Source organism: Amphibacillus cookii (assembly GCF_016908375.1).
In the GTDB taxonomy this organism is placed as follows: Bacteria; Bacillota; Bacilli; order Bacillales; family Amphibacillaceae; genus Amphibacillus_C; species Amphibacillus_C cookii.
In genome coordinates this window covers 15,590-36,437 of record NZ_JAFBDS010000010.1, presented here as the reverse complement: position 1 = coordinate 36,437, position 20,848 = coordinate 15,590, and the positions used below count along the sequence as shown (strand labels likewise).

Here is a 20,848-nt window from a genome sequence, read left to right as displayed (position 1 = left end):
CCGCAGAGGAAATATACTCCCTTTCTGCGGGCACGGCTTCGGGCCTACAGGATGTAGGTCAATTAGACGTTGTCACACGAGGTGACGGGTTTAGTCTAATATTCCACGGTGTGAAGAAGGGCGCCTCACACAATGGATCTTCAGCTCGTGCTGGGCTGCGATTACTCGCCCCAACGAAATGATTTGTTCCCGCTAGAGTGTCGCATATTTCCTCTGCTATTTGGTATCATTCGTTTTAATGTAATAAATACGAATAATCCGTTCACAAAACAAACGGATTATTCGTATTTGATCTTATGTCTTTTACTTTTGTCCCAACCTCCTTGTTCTAGGTGGAAAAGTGTTGATTAGCTTGGATCATAGGTGAAATAATCAAAGTCAGCGTGGAGCTGTTCACCAGAAGTATCTTGGACAGCCATACCAACAAATGCACCAGTAAAGAAGCCACCACCTTGGATGTAATCGTCTGATAGTTTGTAAGAACGAAATACGGGACCAATATCCTGCCATGACACGCCATCAAGACTGTAAGCATATCGATAGTCGTTATCATTAACTGTTACGCGTAAATAGACAGGACTATTATCTTGCGGTAACACGACTTCATCCCCTTTTAAAGGTTGAGAGAAAGCTGTATTATCACTAACCATAATGTCTAAAATACGTCCTTTTGTTTCATGATGGGTAATATTTAAGTAGGTCCAATTCTCTGTATTATAATAGTTAACGAGTCCAGCTGCTTGCTGGAAGCTATTCGGATTAAATTCCACCTTTGTTTCAGAATTGAATTTAAAATGTTGCCATCTCCGGGCGACTAATGCTTGTGTAAATAAAGATGTTAAAGATTCGCGCCCGAAAATTCGTAAATGACCTGGGCGTGCTTTTAATGAAACGATGTCTTCCCCTAAGGGGATGCGCAATGACTGAAAATCAAGTGGCAAGTCGTCACCATCAAAATCTTCTTTTACAGGTTCAGGATCAAAGGGTTGTTCTTTAATATTTGGTCCGTCAATTTCATCTTTAGGATAATTGCCACCTTCAATGTATGGCCAGTTATTTTTCCACTCTAAGCGTTGAATAGCGGTTTCGCGTCCAAGTGGACAATAGCCTCGCGGGTCAATTAAAGGATCTGTTAACTTAGGTAAGACACGTCCGGTAAGATGGACAAAAAACCATTCATCGGTATGGGTATGGACAATTGATCCATGGCCTGCTTTTTGCAACGTAATTCGAGGATGTGCCCAAGACGAAATTAAAGGGTTATCAGGATGAACTTGATATGGACCATCAATCGTTTTTGAGCGCGCGATCGTTGACTGGTGATCAAATTTAGTCCCACCTTCAGCTGTCAGTAAATAATAGTAGCCATCAATATAATAGAGATGAGGTGCTTCAGTTAATTTTACATCCGTTCCTTTAAAAATTATTTTCTTTTCACCAACTAATTTTTGTTGTTGATGATCATATTGTTGTAAAACGATCCCATAGAAATTATGGTGACCTTCTCGATGATCCCATACCATGTTAACAAAGTACTTTTTACCATCGTTTGGGTTATGGAATAGTGATGGATCAAAGCCCGAGCTATTCATATAGATCGGTTCAGACCACTCTCCATCAATGGTCTTGCAAGTGGTTAGATAATTATGTGCATCTTTCCATTGTCCATCTGTTACCTTGATGTCAGAATAAATCAGCCAAAACTGGCCATCGTGATAGGATAATTGAGGCGCCCATACTCCCCCAGAGTTCGGATTGCCTTTCATATCAAGTTGAGAAATTCGATTTAAAGGGCGTGAAACAAGCTTCCAATTTTTTAAATCTTTTGAATGATGAATGCTTACACCTGGGAACCATTCAAATGTTGATGTCGCAATGTAGTAATCTTCACCTGCCCGGCAAATACTAGGATCTGGGTTAAAGCCTGTTAGAATAGGGTTTTTGATTTTCATAGAAAGAACCTCCGTTTATCGCCAAATTTTAAATTTTCCTGCTAGTGAGAGTAAGCTGAAGAAATAGAGACAGTTGTCATAGTAACGCCGGTCTCCCGTGCGTAAAGGTGTTTCCCAAAATTTTTCGATATAGTGATCACTTAATTGACCGTCTGTCGCTAGCGAAGCCATTGCTAATGATGCAAGAAGACCAATTGGATGCAGTGATTTTTCTTCGAACGGTTCACCGTCGATCTTATAGCGTCTGTAATCTTCGACAGCCTTGTCTTTAAAAAAAGCTTGCACCTTCTGATTCACTTCTGTAGGTGTTTCAGCGTCTCGAAACCACTCATAGTCAAGGCCTATGTTGCAGATGACGCGGTATGAATCACTAAAGAAATCTCCAAAACCACGGACATGATTAGGTGTACCGTCATAAAAAGCATATTCTGGTGACAAACCTGTGTCGCCATGGGCGGCTGAACGAATGTAAGCTCGACTTGCTTCCGCTGCTTGCTTCCAGAACGGACGGTCTGACTCATCTGCCCATTCAGCAAATAGCTGATAAAAATGGGGCAGGTGATATGAGGGATCACTAAAATCAACTTCTGGGATGAATTTGATTAATTTGTTATCGGGGTCCCACATTGGAGAGCCATCATTGTTTTCTCCTTTATGAATGCAGTCCCTTAAAAGCGTCGTCGCTTGCTCAGCATAATTAAAAGGTGCTTCACGATCCCCCCATCGTTTTGAGGCAAAGTATAGCGCCATTGCAAAATATTCTTCGCCGTCAGGGGCTGGACCATGGGCGTTTTTTTCACCGTTTAATTGGCAAGACCAAGCGAAATAGCCTTTATGGTAACCTTCATCCATGTACATGTGAACCTTTGACCATTTCCAAATACGATCAAACACCTCTTGCTCGTTCATCTGCACAGCCATCATCATGCCATAGGACTGCCCCTCAGTACGGACATCATGATTACCGGTATCGACGAGATAGCCCATGTTATCGTCCGTTTCAAAATAGATCTGTGTTTCTGGGTGTTGATTCGTAAATAAGCGATTCCAAGTATCTTGAACTTTGGCCTCGACGTCGTTATTGCTAATACCCAGTCTTGAAAAATGATTACGATATTTGCCTGTTTCATAAGCGCCCTTCGTCATGATATCACCTCTTTTGTTAGTTAATAGGATGTTAATTGCCGATCGTTTAACAGTGGATAGCTCGCTGTTTCATCGGTTACGGGTATATAGCTTAATAGAGTGACTTCATTTTTTTCTAGAACGATAGACTCTGTTAAGTGGTCACTAAGGATTTGTTCCGTTTCAATAATTGGCATGGCTGACTGTTTGATAAGTTCAATTTGCTGTTGGGTAGGAAAACGCGGACGCCCAAGTTGTTTCCAGACATTCCATGCATTCCCGAACTGTTCAGTTACACGTTTTCTCTGTCTGAAAATAGGCTTATTCGTCTCGAATGGTAGTTGAAACGACACGGTTGTACTAAAGCCACTCCCCTTTTCCATGGCTAGATTCCAAGCAAGAACGACCACCGTACCATCCTGCTTTTGTGTAATAAGTAGCTGATCATTTCTGAAGTGTTCCGTTTCACCTAACTGATTAAAGAAATGATAAAGATGATAAGTTGGCTTTGGAATTTGGTGTAAAGCGATCATGCCAAAGCCGCCATGGAATAAACTTTTTGGCACTCCAGATTCTTCAAAAACATCACTAAATGTCCAGTAGGAAAACGAGTCGACAAGGTCCCCAGACTCAACTAAGATTTTGGCCAAGTAAGCGGCATTCAACAATGTGTCATGAATCGGATTAATCGGGCTATACGATGTGTTGAATTCAGTGATGTGAAAGGGTAGTCCCGGATAATCAGATGCTTCAATTTGTCTTCTAACCGATTTAAATTGCTCAAGCATATCTTCGGGTGGCTCTAACTCTTGGTAATAATAGTCAGGTGTTTTCTCTGGCGGGCGAGATGTGTAGGCGTGTCGACTAAAGAAATCAACTGGCACCTTTTCATCACGACAAAAATCTAGAAATGCATCAACCCAATGATCTGATCCACCACAAATAGCAGGTCCCCCCACTTGCAAGTCGGGATGAATCCTTTTTATCGTTTCTGCTGTTATTTGATAAAGTTTAAAGTATTCTTGTTGGTCAGCATTTTCCCAGAATCCGGTCAGGTTAGGTTCATTCCAAACTTCAAAAGGCCAGGTAAGGACTTCTTCTAAACCATAGCGTTCAATGAAGTGCTCAATGGTTGCCTGGATAAGGTCGGCCCATTTTTGGTAATCTTTCGGTGGCGTTACATTTCCTTTCCAATAAAAAACGGTTTGCATACCTGATGCTAATTTTCCTGGCATAAAACCAAGTTCGATAAACGGTTTAAGTTTTAACTCACGAAACATATCAAAGATCCGATCAATATAAGTGAAATTGTAAAAAGGTTGCATAGCGCCATCAATCTCAACTTCTTGATAAATACCTATATCATCATGGAATAGACCGTGCCCTCGAATATAACGAAAGCCAATTTCTTCTTGAACTTGTTTGAGGTGTTTAACATACTCTTCTTGCAATGCGAGCCCCAATCTTCCAGTCCCAACACAATATTTCCACTTCTGATTGCGTTTTTTAGATTGATACATATCAGCTCTAATCAAATCAATATCCCTCCATTTTGTCATCATTATAAGTTATAGCTTACAAAAGAAAGCGCTTAAATTAAAGGGGTTAAATGCTAGGTTTTGGTGTAAAAAGTATAGATAACGTTATATGGTGAAATTAAAGATTTTCTTTGCCCTCGTATTTCACCCAGTTATAATAAGCATCTATTGCTTCTTCCTCACCGTTTGTTGTTGCATATAGACCGATACAGACACCAGTGAAGCTGCCCCCTGCGCCACCATTTAGTTGATTGGATAAATATTTAATCGATGTTTTACCCAGTGTGATCCATTCACCATGCGTGGACTTGAACTGGAAAGTATAGTTTGTATGATCACAAGAAATACGTAATTCAACTTCGTTATCCTCAATCAGGTGATCGGCAATGATGGTGCTTTCCCCTTGGTAATAACGTGTAGCGATGATAGTCGGTTTGTTATCGATTTGTCTAATTGCTAATGTTAAATGTGATGCTTCATCTAGACGTACAGCTATCCCTGCTTCGTCCGTTTGTTTTTCAGGTGTAAAATCGATTAAAGTTGAAAAGGACATATGAATATGCTGCTGTGGTTTACAGATAAACGTAGGAATACCAAGGCGATCATGCAACGTATCAGCACTACTCGTTACTTTCAACCAACCTTTACGATCTGTTAGTGAATACTTTTCTTCTTTCTTTGCCCTCAAATAGAACCAATCCGTTAATGGTGCATCATCGAAAGTGTAAGTCGTTTCAATTTGTTTATTGTAGTTTGTTTCGATCAGAAGATTGGATTCCATCACTGTCGTTACATAGCCGCTATTATTATCAATCGCTTCAATCCAGCCCTCGCTACTCCATTTAACAGGAGCTAAAAAAGTTTCTCTACCCATAAGCGTGTATTTGTTTTTTACAGGCCGTGTCCCTAAAAAGACAACCCACCAGTTATTGTTGTGATCATTGATTAAATCAGCATGCCCAATACATTGAATCGGATGGTCAGGTAAAGATTTATGGGTTAGAATTGGGTAGGGGCAAAGCTCATATGGCCCATAAGGTTTATCACTTTTTGCCATGATCGCTTTATGCCCATCTCCTGTCCCCCCGCTTGCACATAATAAGTAATAAGTATCACCAATATGATATAAATGTGGGCCTTCTACCCATTGATCACCATCGCCACGAAAAATGGTAACTGGTTCAGTAAGTGCTTGACCTGTGCTAATATCGATCTCATATTGAATAATATGCGAATCGTAACCTGCCCCATATTGTGTCGTAATATAAACGGTACCGTCATCGTCAAACATGATTGATGGGTCGATATTGCCATAAGGGATTTTGATTGGGTCGGACCATGGTCCAGTAGGATCGGTCGCTGTTACATAAAAATTCCCTCCACCTGATACGTTCGTCGTTATCACATAGAATGTGCCATTGTGATAACGAATCGTTGGCGCATAGATACCTCCTGAACTTTTAGCTGTTGTTAAATCGAATTTGTTCTCCTTCGAAAGCACGTGTCCGATCTGAGTCCAGTTAACGAGATCTGTGCTGTGGTGAATGGGGATGCCTGGATAGTATTCAAAGGAACTATTAACCAAATAATAATCATTTTCACCAACTTTTGTCACGCTAGGATCTGGATAGAATCCAGAAATAACAGGATTTAAATATTTCATTTTTTACAACTCCTATCTTTAAAATAAAATAATGTATGTGAAAAAAATAAAAACACCAACTATTAAACTATGATACAATCAGATTAATCTTTTGTAAGTTTGTCTGTCGAACAAACTAATTAAAGCTAGTATAGTCGCGTGCTTATTGAATGTCAACAATTGTATGAGAAAGCTCATACTTTCTAAACATTTTAAAGTAACTTCTTTAATTTATATTTTGTAAGCGCTTCACATGGGTGGTATATTTATTATAAATTGGTGTAAATATTTAAGAGGTGAGTGGTTATGAAAAAAAAGTATATATGGGCCTTGATACTGTTCGTTTCTTTGGTAGGCTGTCAAGGAAGTGGTACAGATGGTAATCATGATGCAGATCGATTTCAGATCATGTTTATTTCAAGTATATCTCAGTCCTATCAAGAGCCGTTACAAGCTTATATTGAAGAGCTATTGAGTGACCAATTAGATGAGCATATATCAGTAAACGTGGCCGTAACTTTACCTTCTTATGATAAGCTCACCATCGAGATATTTAATAAAGAGGTTGATATGTTTGTCGTTGACAGTTGGCTAGATCAAGTGTTAATTGATCCATACGGTTTAATACCTCTTGATGATTATGTAGATCATTTTGATAATACAGCGCGACTCAATCCATTTATACGGGAGAATCAAGAGGGAACCGCTGAACATGTTTATGCACTTCCTTTAAGTGAAGAAATGACATTTATCCAAGACATGGGGTTTGACTTGGAAGATGAATGGTTAGTAGGCGTTGTTGCGACATCTCCGCATCAAAGCCTTGCTAGACAGTTAATTGAAGAATGGTTATAAATATTGAGGGGGATCTTAGATGGAGAATAATTATGGCTTTCTATCCACGCGTTTTTATCGATTAATGGAATGGATTTGGCGATTTGCTTATTTAAATATACTTTGGTTGACATTTACTGTATTAGGACTTGGCGTTTTCGGTTTATTTCCAGCGACAGCTTCTGCTTATTCGGTGATAAGAAAGTGGTTGATAAAAGATCCAGATACACCGATGTTTAGCGTGTTTTGGTCGAATTATAAAGCTGCTTTTTTCGGTGCGAATGGCTTAGGTTATTGTTTAATAGTCATGGGTTACATTTTGTATTTTAATTATAATTATCTAGCTGTGATTTCTGGTTTAGAGCACACAGTGATATTGTTTTTTTGGTATGTTACAGTCACTATTTATATTTTACTAGTGCTTTTTTTATTCCCTGTCTACGTGCATTATCAACTTAAGTTCTTTCAATATTTCAAAGTCGCTGTTTTGATCGCTGTTGCCAATCCGTTAGCACTAGTATCCATGGCATTAGCTTTAATAATAGGATCTTATCTCTTTCGATTTATACCGGGTTTAATTCCTTTTTTCTCAGTTAGTGTTCTATTATGGTTAATCATGTGGAATGCTGTGCATGCTTTTGAACGTATTGTGCGAAAGAAGCAACGCCTTGCTAATAATGAGGATTCTTTAATATTTAGAACAAGACAACTTAAAGAAAAAATAAGCTCAGCTACTCGATCAGTTAATGACTAGGTGCGGAACATGAGAACATTTATGCAGTCTTTTAACGATTTAAAAATACGTAACAAGTTTTTAATTGTCTATATTCTTTCTGTCTTTCTTCCTATTGTTGTATCTAATTCCTTCTTTTATATGACGACAACAAAACGATTTTTAAATCAGAAGGAAACAGACATCGAATTGGTCGTTAATCAAACGCAAGAAGAATTTAGACGCTTAACTGATCAAGCGATCGGAATGGCAACTACACTCTATTTAGATGTTCGACTTTACGATTTCTTTGATCAAAATTATGATACAACTATTGATTATGTCGAAGCCTATAATTATGTGCTTAGGCAATATGGTACGTCGACGCCCCTCTATCATTCTATTCAGAATATAAATTTTTTTACAGAAAATCCGACCGTTATCTTTTCAGGAGGCGTACACCCCATTACTGATCAAATGCGAACGAAGCTATGGTACGGGCACTTAAAGAATAATCATCAACCGATTATTTACCGAGAGGAAGCGGAAGGTACTTCCATTAATTTGTCAATATTTCAAGAGCTCAATTATTTTTACTTGTATGATCAATATGAAACCATCGTAAGAATTGATATGAATCCATTGGCACTTAAGCAAGTTTTTCATAATGTCACATTGCAAGGCGATCTATACTTATTAGATGAACGGGATCAGATCGTTTATACAAATAATCAACATGTAGATTGGGAAGGAAATCGACTTTCATTTAATGATCTCGATGTTTCGAGAAATGATTTGATAACCAAACGGGTTATACGTGATAATTATTTAGAAGGTTGGCAGATTGTAGGGGTAGTAGATACGTCTGCGTTTATAGGTGAGCTATTTGAATCAAGTCGGTTTATTATTGTTTTAAGTATTATTAACTTTATTTTGCCAACATTAATCATTGTTTTTATTTCTAAGTCTTTTCATTCACGCTTGGCGAAAGTATTGCAGCATATGAAAAGCATCGAAGATCAGAAATTTGAAGAATATCCTTATGTCAAATCTAAAGATGAAATTGGACAGTTAACCCGACAGATCAATCGAATGACTCGCAAAATCAATCAGCTATTCAATGAAGTATTTAAAGCAAATTTGGCGAAAAAAGATTTGGAAATAAAGGAGAAACAAGCACAATTAAGTGCACTTAAAAGTCAGATTAATCCACATTTCCTTTTTAATTCTCTTGAAACGATTCGAATGCGGTGTTTAATGAAAAACGAACTAGAAACAGCTAATATTATTGAGCATATGGCTGGGATTTTCCGAAATGCCATCACATGGAATAGAGAATGGGTCACCATTGAAAATGAAGTTCAGCTCATTAAAGCCTTTTTAGAAATTCAGGCTTATCGCTTTGGGGATAAACTAACTTACCATTTAGATGTTGATGATCAAATTATAAAAAGTTATATTCCAAATCTTTCATTCCTCCCCTTTGTAGAAAATGCAAGTATCCATGGTATTGAGCCACTGAAAGGGCAAGGAGAAATAACGATAACAATCGGTCAACGAGATGGATTCATTCTATTTGAAATTCGTGACAATGGTGTAGGAATAGCTAAATCAAGGTTAAATGCGATTATGGAACAACTTGAAAATGATGAAAATATGGGCAATAGTATTGGACTACAGAATGTTTACTACCGTTTGAAGCTATACTTTCAAGAACAATTCACATTCAAAATATCCACTGAATTGAACAAAGGAACCACGATCATATTGCAGTTGCCGATTAAGTATCACACCCGCTAACACAATAGAAAATAATAAAATAATTAAGAGCGCCCCTAACGAAATACCTATATTTTTTTAGGGTCGCTCTTTAGTTTGTTATGGTGATGTAAACCATGGTCAACGTTATAATGAAAGTGCTTACAAAAAGGGAAAAGGGGTTGTCGATTAATGAAAGTTAAGAAATTATCTTTATTGTTTATGTTAATGGTGGCACTGATGTGGTTTTTTGTAGCTTGTGGAGATGCAGATGAAGAGACGGTAACTGATAACGGTGATGGTTCTGGTGAAACCAGTGATGAAAATGTAACTTACCATTACTTTATCGGTGGTTCAGGTCGAGATGTCAATACGAATGAAACGGTGATAGGGGAAATTTTTGAAGAACAAACAGGTGTTAATTTCCAAGTAGAGTATCTTGTCGGTGATCTTAACGAGCGTATTGGCGTTATGTTAGCTGGCGGAACGTACCCAGACGTTGTGGTTGGAGCTGGAACAGAAGATATGCTTGTTGACGCAGGTGCTTTTATTCCACTAAATGATTTATTAGAAGAGCACGGTCCAAATATTCTTGAAATGTATGGTGAATATTTAGATCGTTTTACTTACCCAGATGGGAACATTTATTATATTCCGTTTGGTGCAGAGATTAATGAGTACCAGCCAATGGCTAATATTGATCAGGGTGCTTTTTGGATTCAACGTGGCGTGTTAAAAGAATATGATTTTCCTGAAGTGAGAACCCTTGATGAATATTTTGACCTAATTACTCGATATGCTGATGAAAATCCAGAGATAGATGGAATGACTACGGTCCCTTTTACCGGTATAGGACATGACACAAATTTCTTTAGAATTTCTAATGCACCAAATCATTTAGCTGGTTATCCAAATGACGGTGGGGTTATGATTGATATGGAAACACATGAAGCTTCTGTCTATGCTGATTCTGAGCATGCAAAACGTTATTTGGAGAAATTAAATGAATTGAATGCTGAAGGTTATTTAGATCAAGAGATGTTTGTTATGAATAACGATGATTATTTAGCGAAACTATCGTCAGGGCGCGTGTTAGGTTTCTTTGATTATGGTTGGGCATTTGGAGATGCAAGAAACGCGCTTCAAGAAGCAAATGATCCGGATAAAGAGTTTATGGCGCTACCGATTGTCTTTGATGAAGATATTAAAGACCAATATATTGACCCGCCTGCCTTTGTTCAAAATAGAGGGACGGGTATTACAGTGAATGCAGAAAATCCTGAACGCATCGTTCAGTATTGGGATAACATGGTTAAGGAAGAAAACCAGCGCTTGATCATGTGGGGAATCGAAGGTGAACATTACGAAGTTAATGATGAAGGTCGTTATTATCGTACAGAAGAACAAATTGAACTTGTGCGCCCACAAAGTTTTCAAGAAGAATTTGGAATGACGACTTTCTCATGGGATTGGCCGCGTATCAACGGGACTTTCTCTGATGGGAATTCTATTGAACCAAGACGTCAACCAGAAGTGGCAACCTTAGAATACCGTGAAGGTGATCGTGAGTACCTTGATGCTTATGATATAGATACTTTTTCTGAAATATTCTCATTGCCAGATGATCGTCCATGGTACCCAGCATGGAGTGCAAATATTGCGCCAGGATCAGATGCTGATATTTTCGAGGAAAATTCTGATCAATTATTAAAACGTCACTATCCACGGATAGTCTTAGCTGATCCGAGTAACTTTGAAGCTGAGTGGGATACATTTGTTGAGGCATACCGATCGCTAAATGTCGACGCGTATGAAGAATTTTTCACAAGAACGGTTGAAGAGCGTCTTAATGGTAACTGGCAGTTTGGAGAAGAATAACTGTTGAAATAATAAGCGTAATGGTTATGGTAACTATAGTTGCCATAACCATTATGCAATCACCACTGCAAGTAATATTAGTTTGGAAAAATAGACGAACTGAAGTGAAAATATTTTTAGAAGATTAATTATTAAAGTATTTTTTCAGTTATAAAAACAAGTGAATACTAGCAATAGTCTAGTAGGTTTATTTTTCTAAATTAATTACTAAAAAACGAAGGGGGTAGATGACTTTGGCACAACCAGTAAATCCCATACAAGTCAAGGAGCGTTTAAAATATAAAGACAAACAAAAGGTCAATCTGCAGCGTCCGAAAAAAGGACCTAAATATTTTTTTCGTAAGTGTAAAGAGCAAAAAGAATTACTATGGATGAGTGTTCCATTCTTAATCTGGTTATTTATATTCAAATATTTACCATTAGGTGGATGGGTAATGGCATTCCAGAATTTCCGTCCAGCCAGAGGTTTTTTGGATCAAGAGTGGGCGGGGTTTGATAATTTTCGTTTTTTATTTGGAAGTGAACGATTTTTAGAAATTATGCGAAATACATTAGCGATGAGCATCATTAATCTCGTGCTTGGTTTTGTAACAGCCGTGACATTAGCGGTGTTATTAAATGAACTTAGAAATATTACATTTAAAAGGATCGTTCAAACGATTAGCTATATGCCTCACTTTCTATCATGGGTAGTTGTAGCTGGACTTGTTTCAACTGCGCTATCAATGGATGATGGAATTATTAACACCGTACTATTAAACTTAGGCATTATTGATACACCCGTTATGTGGCTGGGCGTTGGTCATTATTTTTGGGGAATTATTGGTGCTTCAGATGTATGGAAGAGCGTTGGGTGGAACTCTATCATATACTTAGCTGCCATGACGATGATTGATCAGGAACAATATGAAGCAGCAGAGATTGATGGGGCCTCGAGAATGCAACGGATATGGTATATTACATTACCAGGTATTAAGCCAGTTGTGGTTATTTTACTAATCATGAATATTGGTTATATTCTTGAATCTGGTTTTGAGGCACAGTACTTACTTATGAATTCAATGAATATGGATTTTGCGGAAAACTTAGATATCTATGTGTTGAGATATGGTATATCGATGGCAAACTTTTCACTTGCCACCGCTGCCGGCATGTTCAAGACCATCATAAGCTTTATCTTTTTGTTTGGGGCCAATAAGATAGCAGAGAAATTGGGAGAAGCACGATTATTCTAGAGGAGGGGATATAATGAGTCTCTTAAGAAGGCTTGCAGGCAAAAGAAGAGGGATTGATGATCTAATCTTTGATTCAGTAAATATTCTATTAATGCTGATTTTAGTGGTAGTTATGTTATACCCCATGTTAAATACATTAGCTATATCATTAAATGATGCTACAGATACCGTTCGTGGTGGATTGCATATTTTACCGCGTTCATTTACAACGCATAATTATACGCATGTTTTTAATGAAGCGCAGGTTATTCGGGCTGGGATTACATCTGTCTTAAGAACAGTTGTAGGTACAGGTCTAGGTGTGTTTGCATCAGCTATGGTCGCTTACACGATATCAAGACCACACTTCATTTTGAAAAGATTTACAACATTAGCGTTTGTTTTAACGATGTATATGAATGCAGGATTAATCCCTACTTATTTACTTAATAGAGAACTCGGATTGATTGGTTCTTTTTGGGTTTATATTCTACCTACCCTTATAGGGGTATTCAATTTAATTGTCATTCGTTCTTTTATTGAAGGGTTACCAGAGACGATCTTCGAATCTGCACGAATGGATGGCGCAGGAGAGTTTGTTCAGTTTTTTAAGATCGCATTACCACTTGCCGTTCCAGTTATTGCTACAGTTTCTTTATTCGTAGCAGTGGGTCAATGGAATCAATGGTTTGATGTGTTTATCTACAATTCATCAATACCTGAATTAAGTACCCTCCAATATGAGCTCATGAAAGTACTACAAAGTACGAATACTTCTGGAGGTGGCGCAGCAGACTCTTTTGCAGATTCTTTAGGGGGCCAGGTAGAAATGGTAACACCGCAATCGGTCCGAGCTGCTATGACTGTTGTGGTTTCAGTGCCTATTATTATGGTCTATCCATTTTTGCAAAAATACTTTGTAAAAGGATTAACTTTAGGCGGAGTAAAAGGTTAGTGCTAAGTCAAGCGCCTTGGGCTTATAAAGTCAAGGCGCTCTATTTTTAAAATTAAATCATAAACTATAAATAGTTAAGAAAACCTTTGCTGTAAGATTAACAGCAAGAGGAGCGTGCAATGCTAGGGAGATCGTTTTATACATTAATTGAGGGGAGTGAGTGTATATATGTGTAAACATAGAAATGGAGAGTGGCTAGTTGATCAACTGGAAGAAAACCAATTAACGAGTTATCGCGCTTGGCTACAATATCAAGCGATTAAGGTGCAAAGCTATAAACAAGCTACGACTCGGTACCTTTCCATTGTTACCGTCACTAAAAGAGATGAGGTCATTGATCGAGGTTTAGATGAATTAGATGTAGCGCTTGATGCGATGTTTGGCTATCAACCAGCTGTTCATTTAGCAGACCATAATGAAACAGGGCTTGCCCTTTTGTGTGATTCATCGTACCAAGAAGAAGCATACACAATTGAATCGACAGAGCAACGAATTAGTATCACCGGTGGTTCAAGTCGCGCCATTCTATATGGAATTTTTCACTTGTTACGATTGATTCAACAGCAAGAGCCCGTATCCCAGCTATCCATTAAAGAAAAACCTAAAAATTCAATTCGAATGATTAATCATTGGGATGATATGGATGGATCGGTGGAGCGAGGATATGCAGGACCATCCTTCTTTTATAAAGATTATCAATTTATTAAAGATCGCCAACGCATTCATGATTATGCTAGATTGCTCAGTTCAATTGGGATTAATGCTTTGACGATTAATAATGTTAATGTGCATCAAATCGAGTCAAAGTTGATTACGGATATGTATTTAGCAGATGTTAAGCAAACTTCAGACATATTTAATCAATACGGGATTACCGTTTATTTAAGTATTAATTATGCAGCCCCTATTGAAATAGGCGGATTAGATAGTGCTGATCCATTAGAAACGAAAGTGATTGCGTTTTGGAAAGAAACAGTCAAACATGTTTATCAAAAGGTGCCGAAGCTAGGTGGTTTTTTAGTTAAGGCTGATTCAGAAAATCGCCCAGGACCATTCACTTATGGTCGCAATCATGCGGAGGGAGCTAATATGCTTGCTGATGCGATTGCCCCTTATGGAGGGAAGGTGATCTGGCGTTGTTTCGTTTATAACTGTAAACAAGATTGGCGTGATCGAAGAACAGATCGTGCTAGAGCGGCTTATGATCATTTTATGCCACTTGATGGGCAATTTAAGGATAATGTGGTTTTGCAAGTTAAAAATGGTCCAATGGATTTTCAAGTGAGAGAGCCAGTCTCCCCATTAATTGGTGGTTTACAACACACCAATCAATTTTTAGAATTTCAAATTGCTCAAGAATATTTAGGGCAACAGCGCCATCTTGTTTATTTGATTCCCCAATGGAAGGAAGTATTGGCGTTTGATACGTATGCAAAAGGGGCAGGGACAAAGGTTCAAGATATTGTAAGTGGAGATGTTTTTCAAAATAAAATCGCGGGTATTGCAGCTGTTTCTAATGTTGGCAAAGATTATAATTGGACTGGTCATACGATGGCACAACTTAACTTGTATGGTTATGGACGTTTGGTTTGGAATCCTAATTTAACTGCTGAAGAGATTGCTTTAGAATGGATCAAGCAAACCTTTGGCTGTCATCCTGAATATGAAAAAATGATGGAAATGATTATGCCTTCATGGGAGACCTACGAGAACTACACCTCTCCGCTTGGCATTGGTTGGATGGTTAATGTTAATCACCATTATGGCCCAAATGTGGATGGCTATGAATACATGGCATGGGGAACGTATCATTTTGCAGATCGAGAAGGTCTTGGTGTTGATCGAACCATAAAGACAGGAACAGGTTACACTGGCCAATATCACCCTGAAAATCGTGAGCTTTATGAATCGTTAGAGACGTGCCCAGATGAATTGGTATTGTTCTTTCATCATGTGCCTTATACCCATAAATTGAAAAGTGGAAAAACAGTTATTCAGCATATTTATGATAGCCATTTTAAGGGTGTTATGCAAGTTGAAGCCATGATTGAAACTTGGGAGCGCCTTCAGGATTTTGTGGATCAGCAGCGTTATCACGATGTGAAGGCGCGATTAGATCATCAATTGGCGTCAGCTAAGGAATGGCGCGATATTATAAATACGTATTTCTATCGAAAGTCAGGCATAGAAGATCAACAGGGTCGTATCATTTATTAATTAAGGAGGGATTAATACAATGAAGATGACATTTAGATGGTTTGGTCGTGACGATCAGATTCCGCTTCAATATATCAAACAGATTCCAGGTATGACAGGTGTGGTAGGTGGAATTTTTCACATACCGGCTGGTGAAAATTGGCCGGAAGCAGATATTAAAGCACTTGTCGAACAAGCCAAGCAAGCGAATTTAGCACTTGAAGTCATTGAAAGTGTTAATGTGCATGATGATATTAAATTAGGATTGCCATCACGTGATCGGTATATTGAAAATTATAAAGCAACGATACGCACATTAAGTAAGTATGGAGTTAAAGTAATTTGTTATAATTTTATGCCTATTTTTGATTGGACGCGTTCAGACTTAGCGATGCCGCTGGCGGATCACTCTACTGTACTTGCCTATCAGCGTGCTAAGATTGAAGGCATTGAACCGATAGAATTGATTCATCGTATAGAAGAAGGATCTAAAGGTCATGTCATGCCAGGATGGGAGCCAGAGCGACTTGCTGATATTGCGAAGTTGTTTAAGCAATACGAAGGAATGACAGAGGAAGGTCTGTTTAATAACCTTGTCTATTTTCTAGAGCAAATTATTCCTGTTGCAAAAGCTTGCGACATTCGAATGGCGATTCATCCGGATGATCCACCATGGTCGGTCTTTGGTTTGCCGAGAATTGTGAAAAATGAAGCTGATTTGGATCGGATCATTCACGCTGTCGATCAACCGGAGAACGGATTAGCACTTTGTTCCGGTTCGTTAGGTGCAAGCCGTTCGAATGATTTAGTTCATATCTTTGATAAGTTTGTTGCGATGGATCGTGTGCCGTTCATTCATATTCGTAATGTTACCCACAATGCCGATGGTGATTTCCATGAAGTCGCACATAAAGACGCTAGTGGTACTGTCGATATTAAGGGGCTTATAGAGGTTTTATCTAGAAATCATTTTAAAGGTTATTTACGTCCTGACCACGGCCGAATGATATGGGGAGAAGAAGGTCGGCCCGGCTATGGCTTATATGATCGGGCTTTAGGGGCTGTCTATTTGCAAGGGATATGGGACGCATTAGAGGAGGAACAAAAATGAGACCAATACATCAACAACTAAAGGGAAAGGTTGCGGTGATTACAGGGGGTGGCGGTGTTCTCTGTGGTTCGATGGCACGTGAGCTCGCCAAACATGGTATGAAAATTGCGATTTTAAATTATCCTAAGGAATTTGGTGATCAGACGGCAACGGCTATTAAGGAAAAAGGGGGAGAAGCGCTTTCGATATTTTGTGATGTAACTAAGCGTGACATTGTTGAACAGGCAAAGGATGCGGTCGTAGAGGCATTTGGTCGTGTTGATTTATTAATTAATGGCGCAGGAGGTAATCATCCAGAAGGGTCTACGACAAATGAAGTATACGATCAAGAAGATGTTGAGGACCCAGAAGTGCGAAGCTTCTTTGACTTAACACAAGAAGGTTTTAATCATGTTTTTAACCTCAATCTGATGGGGACGCTTTTACCGTCACAAGTATTTACCAAAGCGTTATTAAAAACCAAAGGTTCAATTATTAATATGTCATCGATGAGTGCCCCTTCTCCGATGACAAAAGTGCCAGCCTATAGTGCAGCGAAAGCGGGTATAGATAATTTCACGCAGTGGATGGCTGTTCACTTCGGTAAGACAGGAATCAGAGTTAATGCGCTGGCGCCAGGCTTTTTCTTGACCGAACAAAACCGACGATTATTAACGAATGAAGATGGTTCTTATACTGAAAGAACGAAGAAAATCTTATCACAAACGCCAATGGACCGACTTGGAAAGCCTGAAGATCTTCATGGGGCCTTATTGTGGCTAGCTGATGACAGTTATAGTGGTTTTGTGACAGGTATTAGTGTCCCCATTGATGGCGGATTTATGGCTTATTCAGGTGTTTAAGTAATGAGCAACTCTCTCTTTAATGTTAGTGATGTTCATCGATAACCGCCTGTAAACGCCGCTGATTAAAGGCATTATATTTAGAGAGACAAAACAAATAGTTATATTGACTAAAAATTATATAAAAACTTAGTTAATTCAATGGACTAACTAAGTGAAACGTGATAGAATACAAGTGTTAAAACTTAAACTATTATATTTAGGAGGTTATTCATTTGTCATATTTCAAAGATATTCCTCAGGTAACTTATGAAGGACGCCATGCAAGTAATCCATATGCTTTTAAATTTTATAATCCGGAGGAGCAGGTTGGTGGCCAATCGATGAAAGAGATTCTTCGTTTTGGAATCGCTTACTGGCACACATTTACAGGGGATGGTGGTGATCCATTTGGAGCAGGTACGGCCCAACGTCCATGGGATCACTTGAAAGGTATGGATTTAGCTAAAGCTCGCGTTGAAGCTGCATTTGAATTTTTTGAGAAAATAGACGCTCCATTTTTCTGCTTCCATGATGTTGATGTTGCACCAGAGGGTGACACGCTACGGGAGTCAAATAAAAATCTAGATGTAATCGTTAACATGATTAAAGATTACATGAAAGATAGCAAAACAAAATTATTATGGAATACAGCAAATATGTTTACAAATCCACGATGGACTCATGGAGCAGGTACGTCCTCGCATGCAGATGTTTATGCTTATGCAGCCGGCAAAATCAAAAAAGGTCTAGAGGTTGGTAAAGAATTAGGCGCTGAAAATTATGTTTTTTGGGGAGGGCGTGAAGGTTACGAGTCTCTACTTAACACAGATATGAAGCTTGAGCAACAAAACCTTGCTCATCTTTATCATATGGCAATTGATTATGCAAAAGAACTTAATTTTGACGCACAGTTTTTAATTGAACCGAAACCAAAAGAGCCAACAACACATCAATATGATTTTGATGTCGCTACAGCTACAGCCTTTTTACATCAATATGATTTACAAGATCATTTTAAATTTAATATCGAGGCTAATCATGCAACATTGGCTGGCCATACATTTGAGCATGAGTTACGTGTTGCACGTGAGAGTGGGATGTTAGGTTCTGTCGATGCTAACCAAGGTGACCTTTTATTAGGTTGGGATACAGATGAATTTCCAACAGACCTATATTCAACCACATTAGCTATGTATGAAATTCTGAAAAATGGTGGCTTAGGTCGTGGAGGGCTAAACTTTGACGCTAAAGTGCGCCGGGGTTCATTTGAAACAGAAGATTTATTCCATGCACATATTGCTGGTATGGATGCGTTTGCGATCGGATTGAAAGTCGCCCAAAAAATGATTGATGATAACTTCTTTGAAAATATTGTTGATCAACGTTATCAAACGTATCAAACTGAGATTGGCAAGAAAATTATTGCTGGACAGACGAATTTAAAAGAACTTGAAGCACATGCGATAGACTTAAAAGATATCAATGTCCGCTCGGGTCAGGTTGAAAAGATTAAAGCAAGAATCAATCAATACTTGTTAAACATTTAATGGAAAAACCATGCGGATCGTGCTCAGCGCTATTCGCATGGTTTGTATTTAAGGAGGTTTGTTAATGAGTTACGTAATCGGGGTTGATTTGGGAACTAGCGCTGTCAAAGTTCTTCTCGTTTCAAAAACGGGTGAAGTCGTTGATGAAGAATCCAAGTCCTATCCGCTCTATCATGATCAGCCAGGCTATAGTGAACAAGAGCCAAATGATTGGGTGAAACAGACAAAACTTGCAATTAAAGCGATAACCGATCGTTTAGACGACCCAGCAAAAATTGAAGGACTAAGTTTTTCTGGACAGATGCACGGTCTTGTTTTGGTTGATGGAAATGGAGAGCCGCTTCGCCGAGCGATACTGTGGAATGATACACGAACAACCGGTGAATGCCGTGAAATCGAACAGAATATAGGGTTAGAGCAATTGCATTTAATTACAAAAAATCCAGCATTAGAAGGTTTTACACTGCCTAAATTACTTTGGGTTAAAAAACACCAACCGGAATTGTTTCAAAAGGCAAGCACATTTTTACTGCCAAAAGACTATCTACGCTATTGCTTAGCTGGTGATATAAGTATGGATTACTCTGACGCAGCAGGTACGTTGTTATTGAATGTTGCAGAAAAAGCATGGAGTGAAGAAATGTGTGAAAAAAATGATATTCCTATTTCACTTTGTCCCCCATTAGTGGGTTCCTACCAACAAACAGGAACGATTCTTGAAGCGGTGGCAAAAGAAACAGGTTTATCAAGCACGTGTAAAGTTTTTGCTGGTGGTGCTGATAACGCATGCGGCGCTATTGGAGCTGGTATTTTAGAGGATGGTGTGACATTAAGTAGTACCGGTACATCAGGTGTGGTCTTATCTTATGAGGCCACGGGTGATAAAGATTTTCAAGGGCAAGTGCATTACTTTAATCATGGTGATCCATCAGCATTTTATACGATGGGGGTCACGTTAGCTGCAGGTTATAGTTTAAGTTGGTTTAAAGATACGTTTGCTAAAGATATTTCGTTTGATCAATTAGTAATGGAAGCGAAGGCATCTACCGTCGGTGCAAAAGGTTTGTTATTCACCCCATACATTGTCGGAGAACGGACCCCGCATCCTGATAGTGCGATTCGTTCGAGCTTTATTGGTGTTCATGCTAATCATACCCGTGGTGATTTTGCTCGAGCAGTTATTGAAGGTATTACATTTAGTTTGAATGAGTCCGTTGAAATTTTTCGGAGCAAAGGAAAAAAGATTGATAAAGTTGTCGCTATTGGTGGTGGCGCTAAAAGCGATTTATGGTTACAAATTCAAGCGGATATCTTTAATGCCGAGGTCGTCACTTTATCTAATGAACAAGGTCCTGGAATGGGTGCTGCAATATTGGCTGCCGTTGGATCAGGCTGGTATAACAAATTAGAGGATTGTGCTAATGACTTTGTTTCACAGTCGAAAATCTATCAGCCTATTAAAACAAATGTTGATAAATATCAGGCGTTATTCAAGTTATATCAACAAGTATATCATTCAACTAAACAATTAAATCATCAATTAGCAATGTTTAGATAACCTT

General features: G+C 38.6%; 15 protein-coding genes. 11 read left to right on the top strand and 4 right to left on the bottom strand.

Annotated features, from left to right (window positions below; genetic code table 11):
* Nucleotides 1-347: 347 nt before the first annotated feature.
* The 4 genes from JOE23_RS14285 to JOE23_RS14270 form a co-directional block, all read right to left on the bottom strand.
* Nucleotides 348-1,952, bottom strand: a complete 1,605-nt coding sequence (locus JOE23_RS14285) for a glycoside hydrolase family 43 protein (protein ID WP_204439398.1) — start codon at nt 1,950-1,952, stop codon at nt 348-350.
* Nucleotides 1,953-1,967: 15 nt separating this feature from the next.
* Entirely contained in the window at nt 1,968-3,098 is a 1,131-nt protein-coding gene (locus JOE23_RS14280) for a family 8 glycosyl hydrolase (RefSeq protein ID WP_204439397.1), read from the bottom strand.
* A 20-nt stretch (nt 3,099-3,118) separates the two neighbouring features.
* Nucleotides 3,119-4,618 (bottom strand): GH39 family glycosyl hydrolase, encoded by a 1,500-nt coding sequence (locus tag JOE23_RS14275; protein ID WP_420827546.1) that lies wholly within the window; start codon nt 4,616-4,618, stop codon nt 3,119-3,121.
* A 115-nt stretch (nt 4,619-4,733) separates the two neighbouring features.
* On the bottom strand, nt 4,734-6,278 hold the full coding sequence (locus JOE23_RS14270; protein WP_204439393.1) for a glycoside hydrolase family 43 protein: 1,545 nt from the start codon (nt 6,276-6,278) through the stop codon (nt 4,734-4,736).
* A gap of 285 nt (nt 6,279-6,563) precedes the next feature.
* On the opposite strand from JOE23_RS14270, the gene JOE23_RS14265 reads away from it, so the two are divergent.
* The 11 genes from JOE23_RS14265 to xylB all read left to right on the top strand — a co-directional run bounded on the left by JOE23_RS14265 (nt 6,564) and on the right by xylB (nt 20,844).
* On the top strand, nt 6,564-7,112 hold the full coding sequence (locus JOE23_RS14265; RefSeq protein WP_204439391.1) for a type 2 periplasmic-binding domain-containing protein: 549 nt from the start codon (nt 6,564-6,566) through the stop codon (nt 7,110-7,112).
* A 19-nt stretch (nt 7,113-7,131) separates the two neighbouring features.
* On the top strand, nt 7,132-7,845 hold the full coding sequence (locus JOE23_RS14260) for a YesL family protein (RefSeq protein ID WP_204439389.1): 714 nt from the start codon (nt 7,132-7,134) through the stop codon (nt 7,843-7,845).
* 9 nt (nt 7,846-7,854) lie between these two features.
* A complete protein-coding gene (locus JOE23_RS14255) occupies nt 7,855-9,603 on the top strand; it encodes a sensor histidine kinase (protein ID WP_204439387.1) in 1,749 nt (582 codons plus the stop codon).
* Nucleotides 9,604-9,753: 150 nt separating this feature from the next.
* Nucleotides 9,754-11,439, top strand: a complete 1,686-nt coding sequence (locus JOE23_RS14250) for an extracellular solute-binding protein (protein WP_204439385.1) — start codon at nt 9,754-9,756, stop codon at nt 11,437-11,439.
* Nucleotides 11,440-11,672: 233 nt separating this feature from the next.
* Nucleotides 11,673-12,674 (top strand): ABC transporter permease, encoded by a 1,002-nt coding sequence (locus tag JOE23_RS14245; protein WP_204439383.1) that lies wholly within the window; start codon nt 11,673-11,675, stop codon nt 12,672-12,674.
* A gap of 13 nt (nt 12,675-12,687) precedes the next feature.
* Complete coding sequence (locus tag JOE23_RS14240) at nt 12,688-13,608, top strand: carbohydrate ABC transporter permease (RefSeq protein ID WP_017472994.1); 921 nt, start codon at nt 12,688-12,690, stop codon at nt 13,606-13,608.
* 168 nt (nt 13,609-13,776) lie between these two features.
* Entirely contained in the window at nt 13,777-15,825 is a 2,049-nt protein-coding gene (locus JOE23_RS14235) for an alpha-glucuronidase family glycosyl hydrolase (RefSeq protein ID WP_204439381.1), read from the top strand.
* A 19-nt stretch (nt 15,826-15,844) separates the two neighbouring features.
* Complete coding sequence (gene uxuA / locus JOE23_RS14230) at nt 15,845-16,915, top strand: mannonate dehydratase (protein ID WP_204439378.1); 1,071 nt, start codon at nt 15,845-15,847, stop codon at nt 16,913-16,915.
* The gene (locus JOE23_RS14225; RefSeq protein WP_204439377.1) at nt 16,912-17,757 is read left to right on the top strand and encodes an SDR family oxidoreductase; all 846 of its coding nucleotides are present in this window, start codon (nt 16,912-16,914) and stop codon (nt 17,755-17,757) included. Before uxuA ends, JOE23_RS14225 begins: the two co-directional genes overlap by 4 nt.
* 215 nt (nt 17,758-17,972) lie before the next feature.
* Entirely contained in the window at nt 17,973-19,286 is a 1,314-nt protein-coding gene (gene xylA, locus JOE23_RS14220; RefSeq protein ID WP_204439375.1) for a xylose isomerase, read from the top strand.
* 64 nt (nt 19,287-19,350) lie between these two features.
* Nucleotides 19,351-20,844, top strand: a complete 1,494-nt coding sequence (xylB, locus tag JOE23_RS14215; RefSeq protein ID WP_204439372.1) for a xylulokinase — start codon at nt 19,351-19,353, stop codon at nt 20,842-20,844.
* Nucleotides 20,845-20,848: the final 4 nt, after the last annotated feature.

Coding starts and splice junctions, on each gene's coding strand:
- JOE23_RS14240 (WP_017472994.1), top strand. CDS start 12,688: ATGAGTCTCTTAAGAAGGCTTGCAGGCAAAAGAAGAGGGATTGATGAT.
- JOE23_RS14235 (WP_204439381.1), top strand. CDS start 13,777: ATGTGTAAACATAGAAATGGAGAGTGGCTAGTTGATCAACTGGAAGAA.
- JOE23_RS14250 (WP_204439385.1), top strand. CDS start 9,754: ATGAAAGTTAAGAAATTATCTTTATTGTTTATGTTAATGGTGGCACTG.
- JOE23_RS14225 (WP_204439377.1), top strand. CDS start 16,912: ATGAGACCAATACATCAACAACTAAAGGGAAAGGTTGCGGTGATTACA.
- xylB (WP_204439372.1), top strand. CDS start 19,351: ATGAGTTACGTAATCGGGGTTGATTTGGGAACTAGCGCTGTCAAAGTT.
- JOE23_RS14270 (WP_204439393.1), bottom strand. CDS start 6,278: ATGAAATATTTAAATCCTGTTATTTCTGGATTCTATCCAGATCCTAGC.
- JOE23_RS14260 (WP_204439389.1), top strand. CDS start 7,132: ATGGAGAATAATTATGGCTTTCTATCCACGCGTTTTTATCGATTAATG.
- JOE23_RS14265 (WP_204439391.1), top strand. CDS start 6,564: ATGAAAAAAAAGTATATATGGGCCTTGATACTGTTCGTTTCTTTGGTA.
- JOE23_RS14285 (WP_204439398.1), bottom strand. CDS start 1,952: ATGAAAATCAAAAACCCTATTCTAACAGGCTTTAACCCAGATCCTAGT.
- JOE23_RS14255 (WP_204439387.1), top strand. CDS start 7,855: ATGAGAACATTTATGCAGTCTTTTAACGATTTAAAAATACGTAACAAG.
- uxuA (WP_204439378.1), top strand. CDS start 15,845: ATGAAGATGACATTTAGATGGTTTGGTCGTGACGATCAGATTCCGCTT.
- JOE23_RS14280 (WP_204439397.1), bottom strand. CDS start 3,098: ATGACGAAGGGCGCTTATGAAACAGGCAAATATCGTAATCATTTTTCA.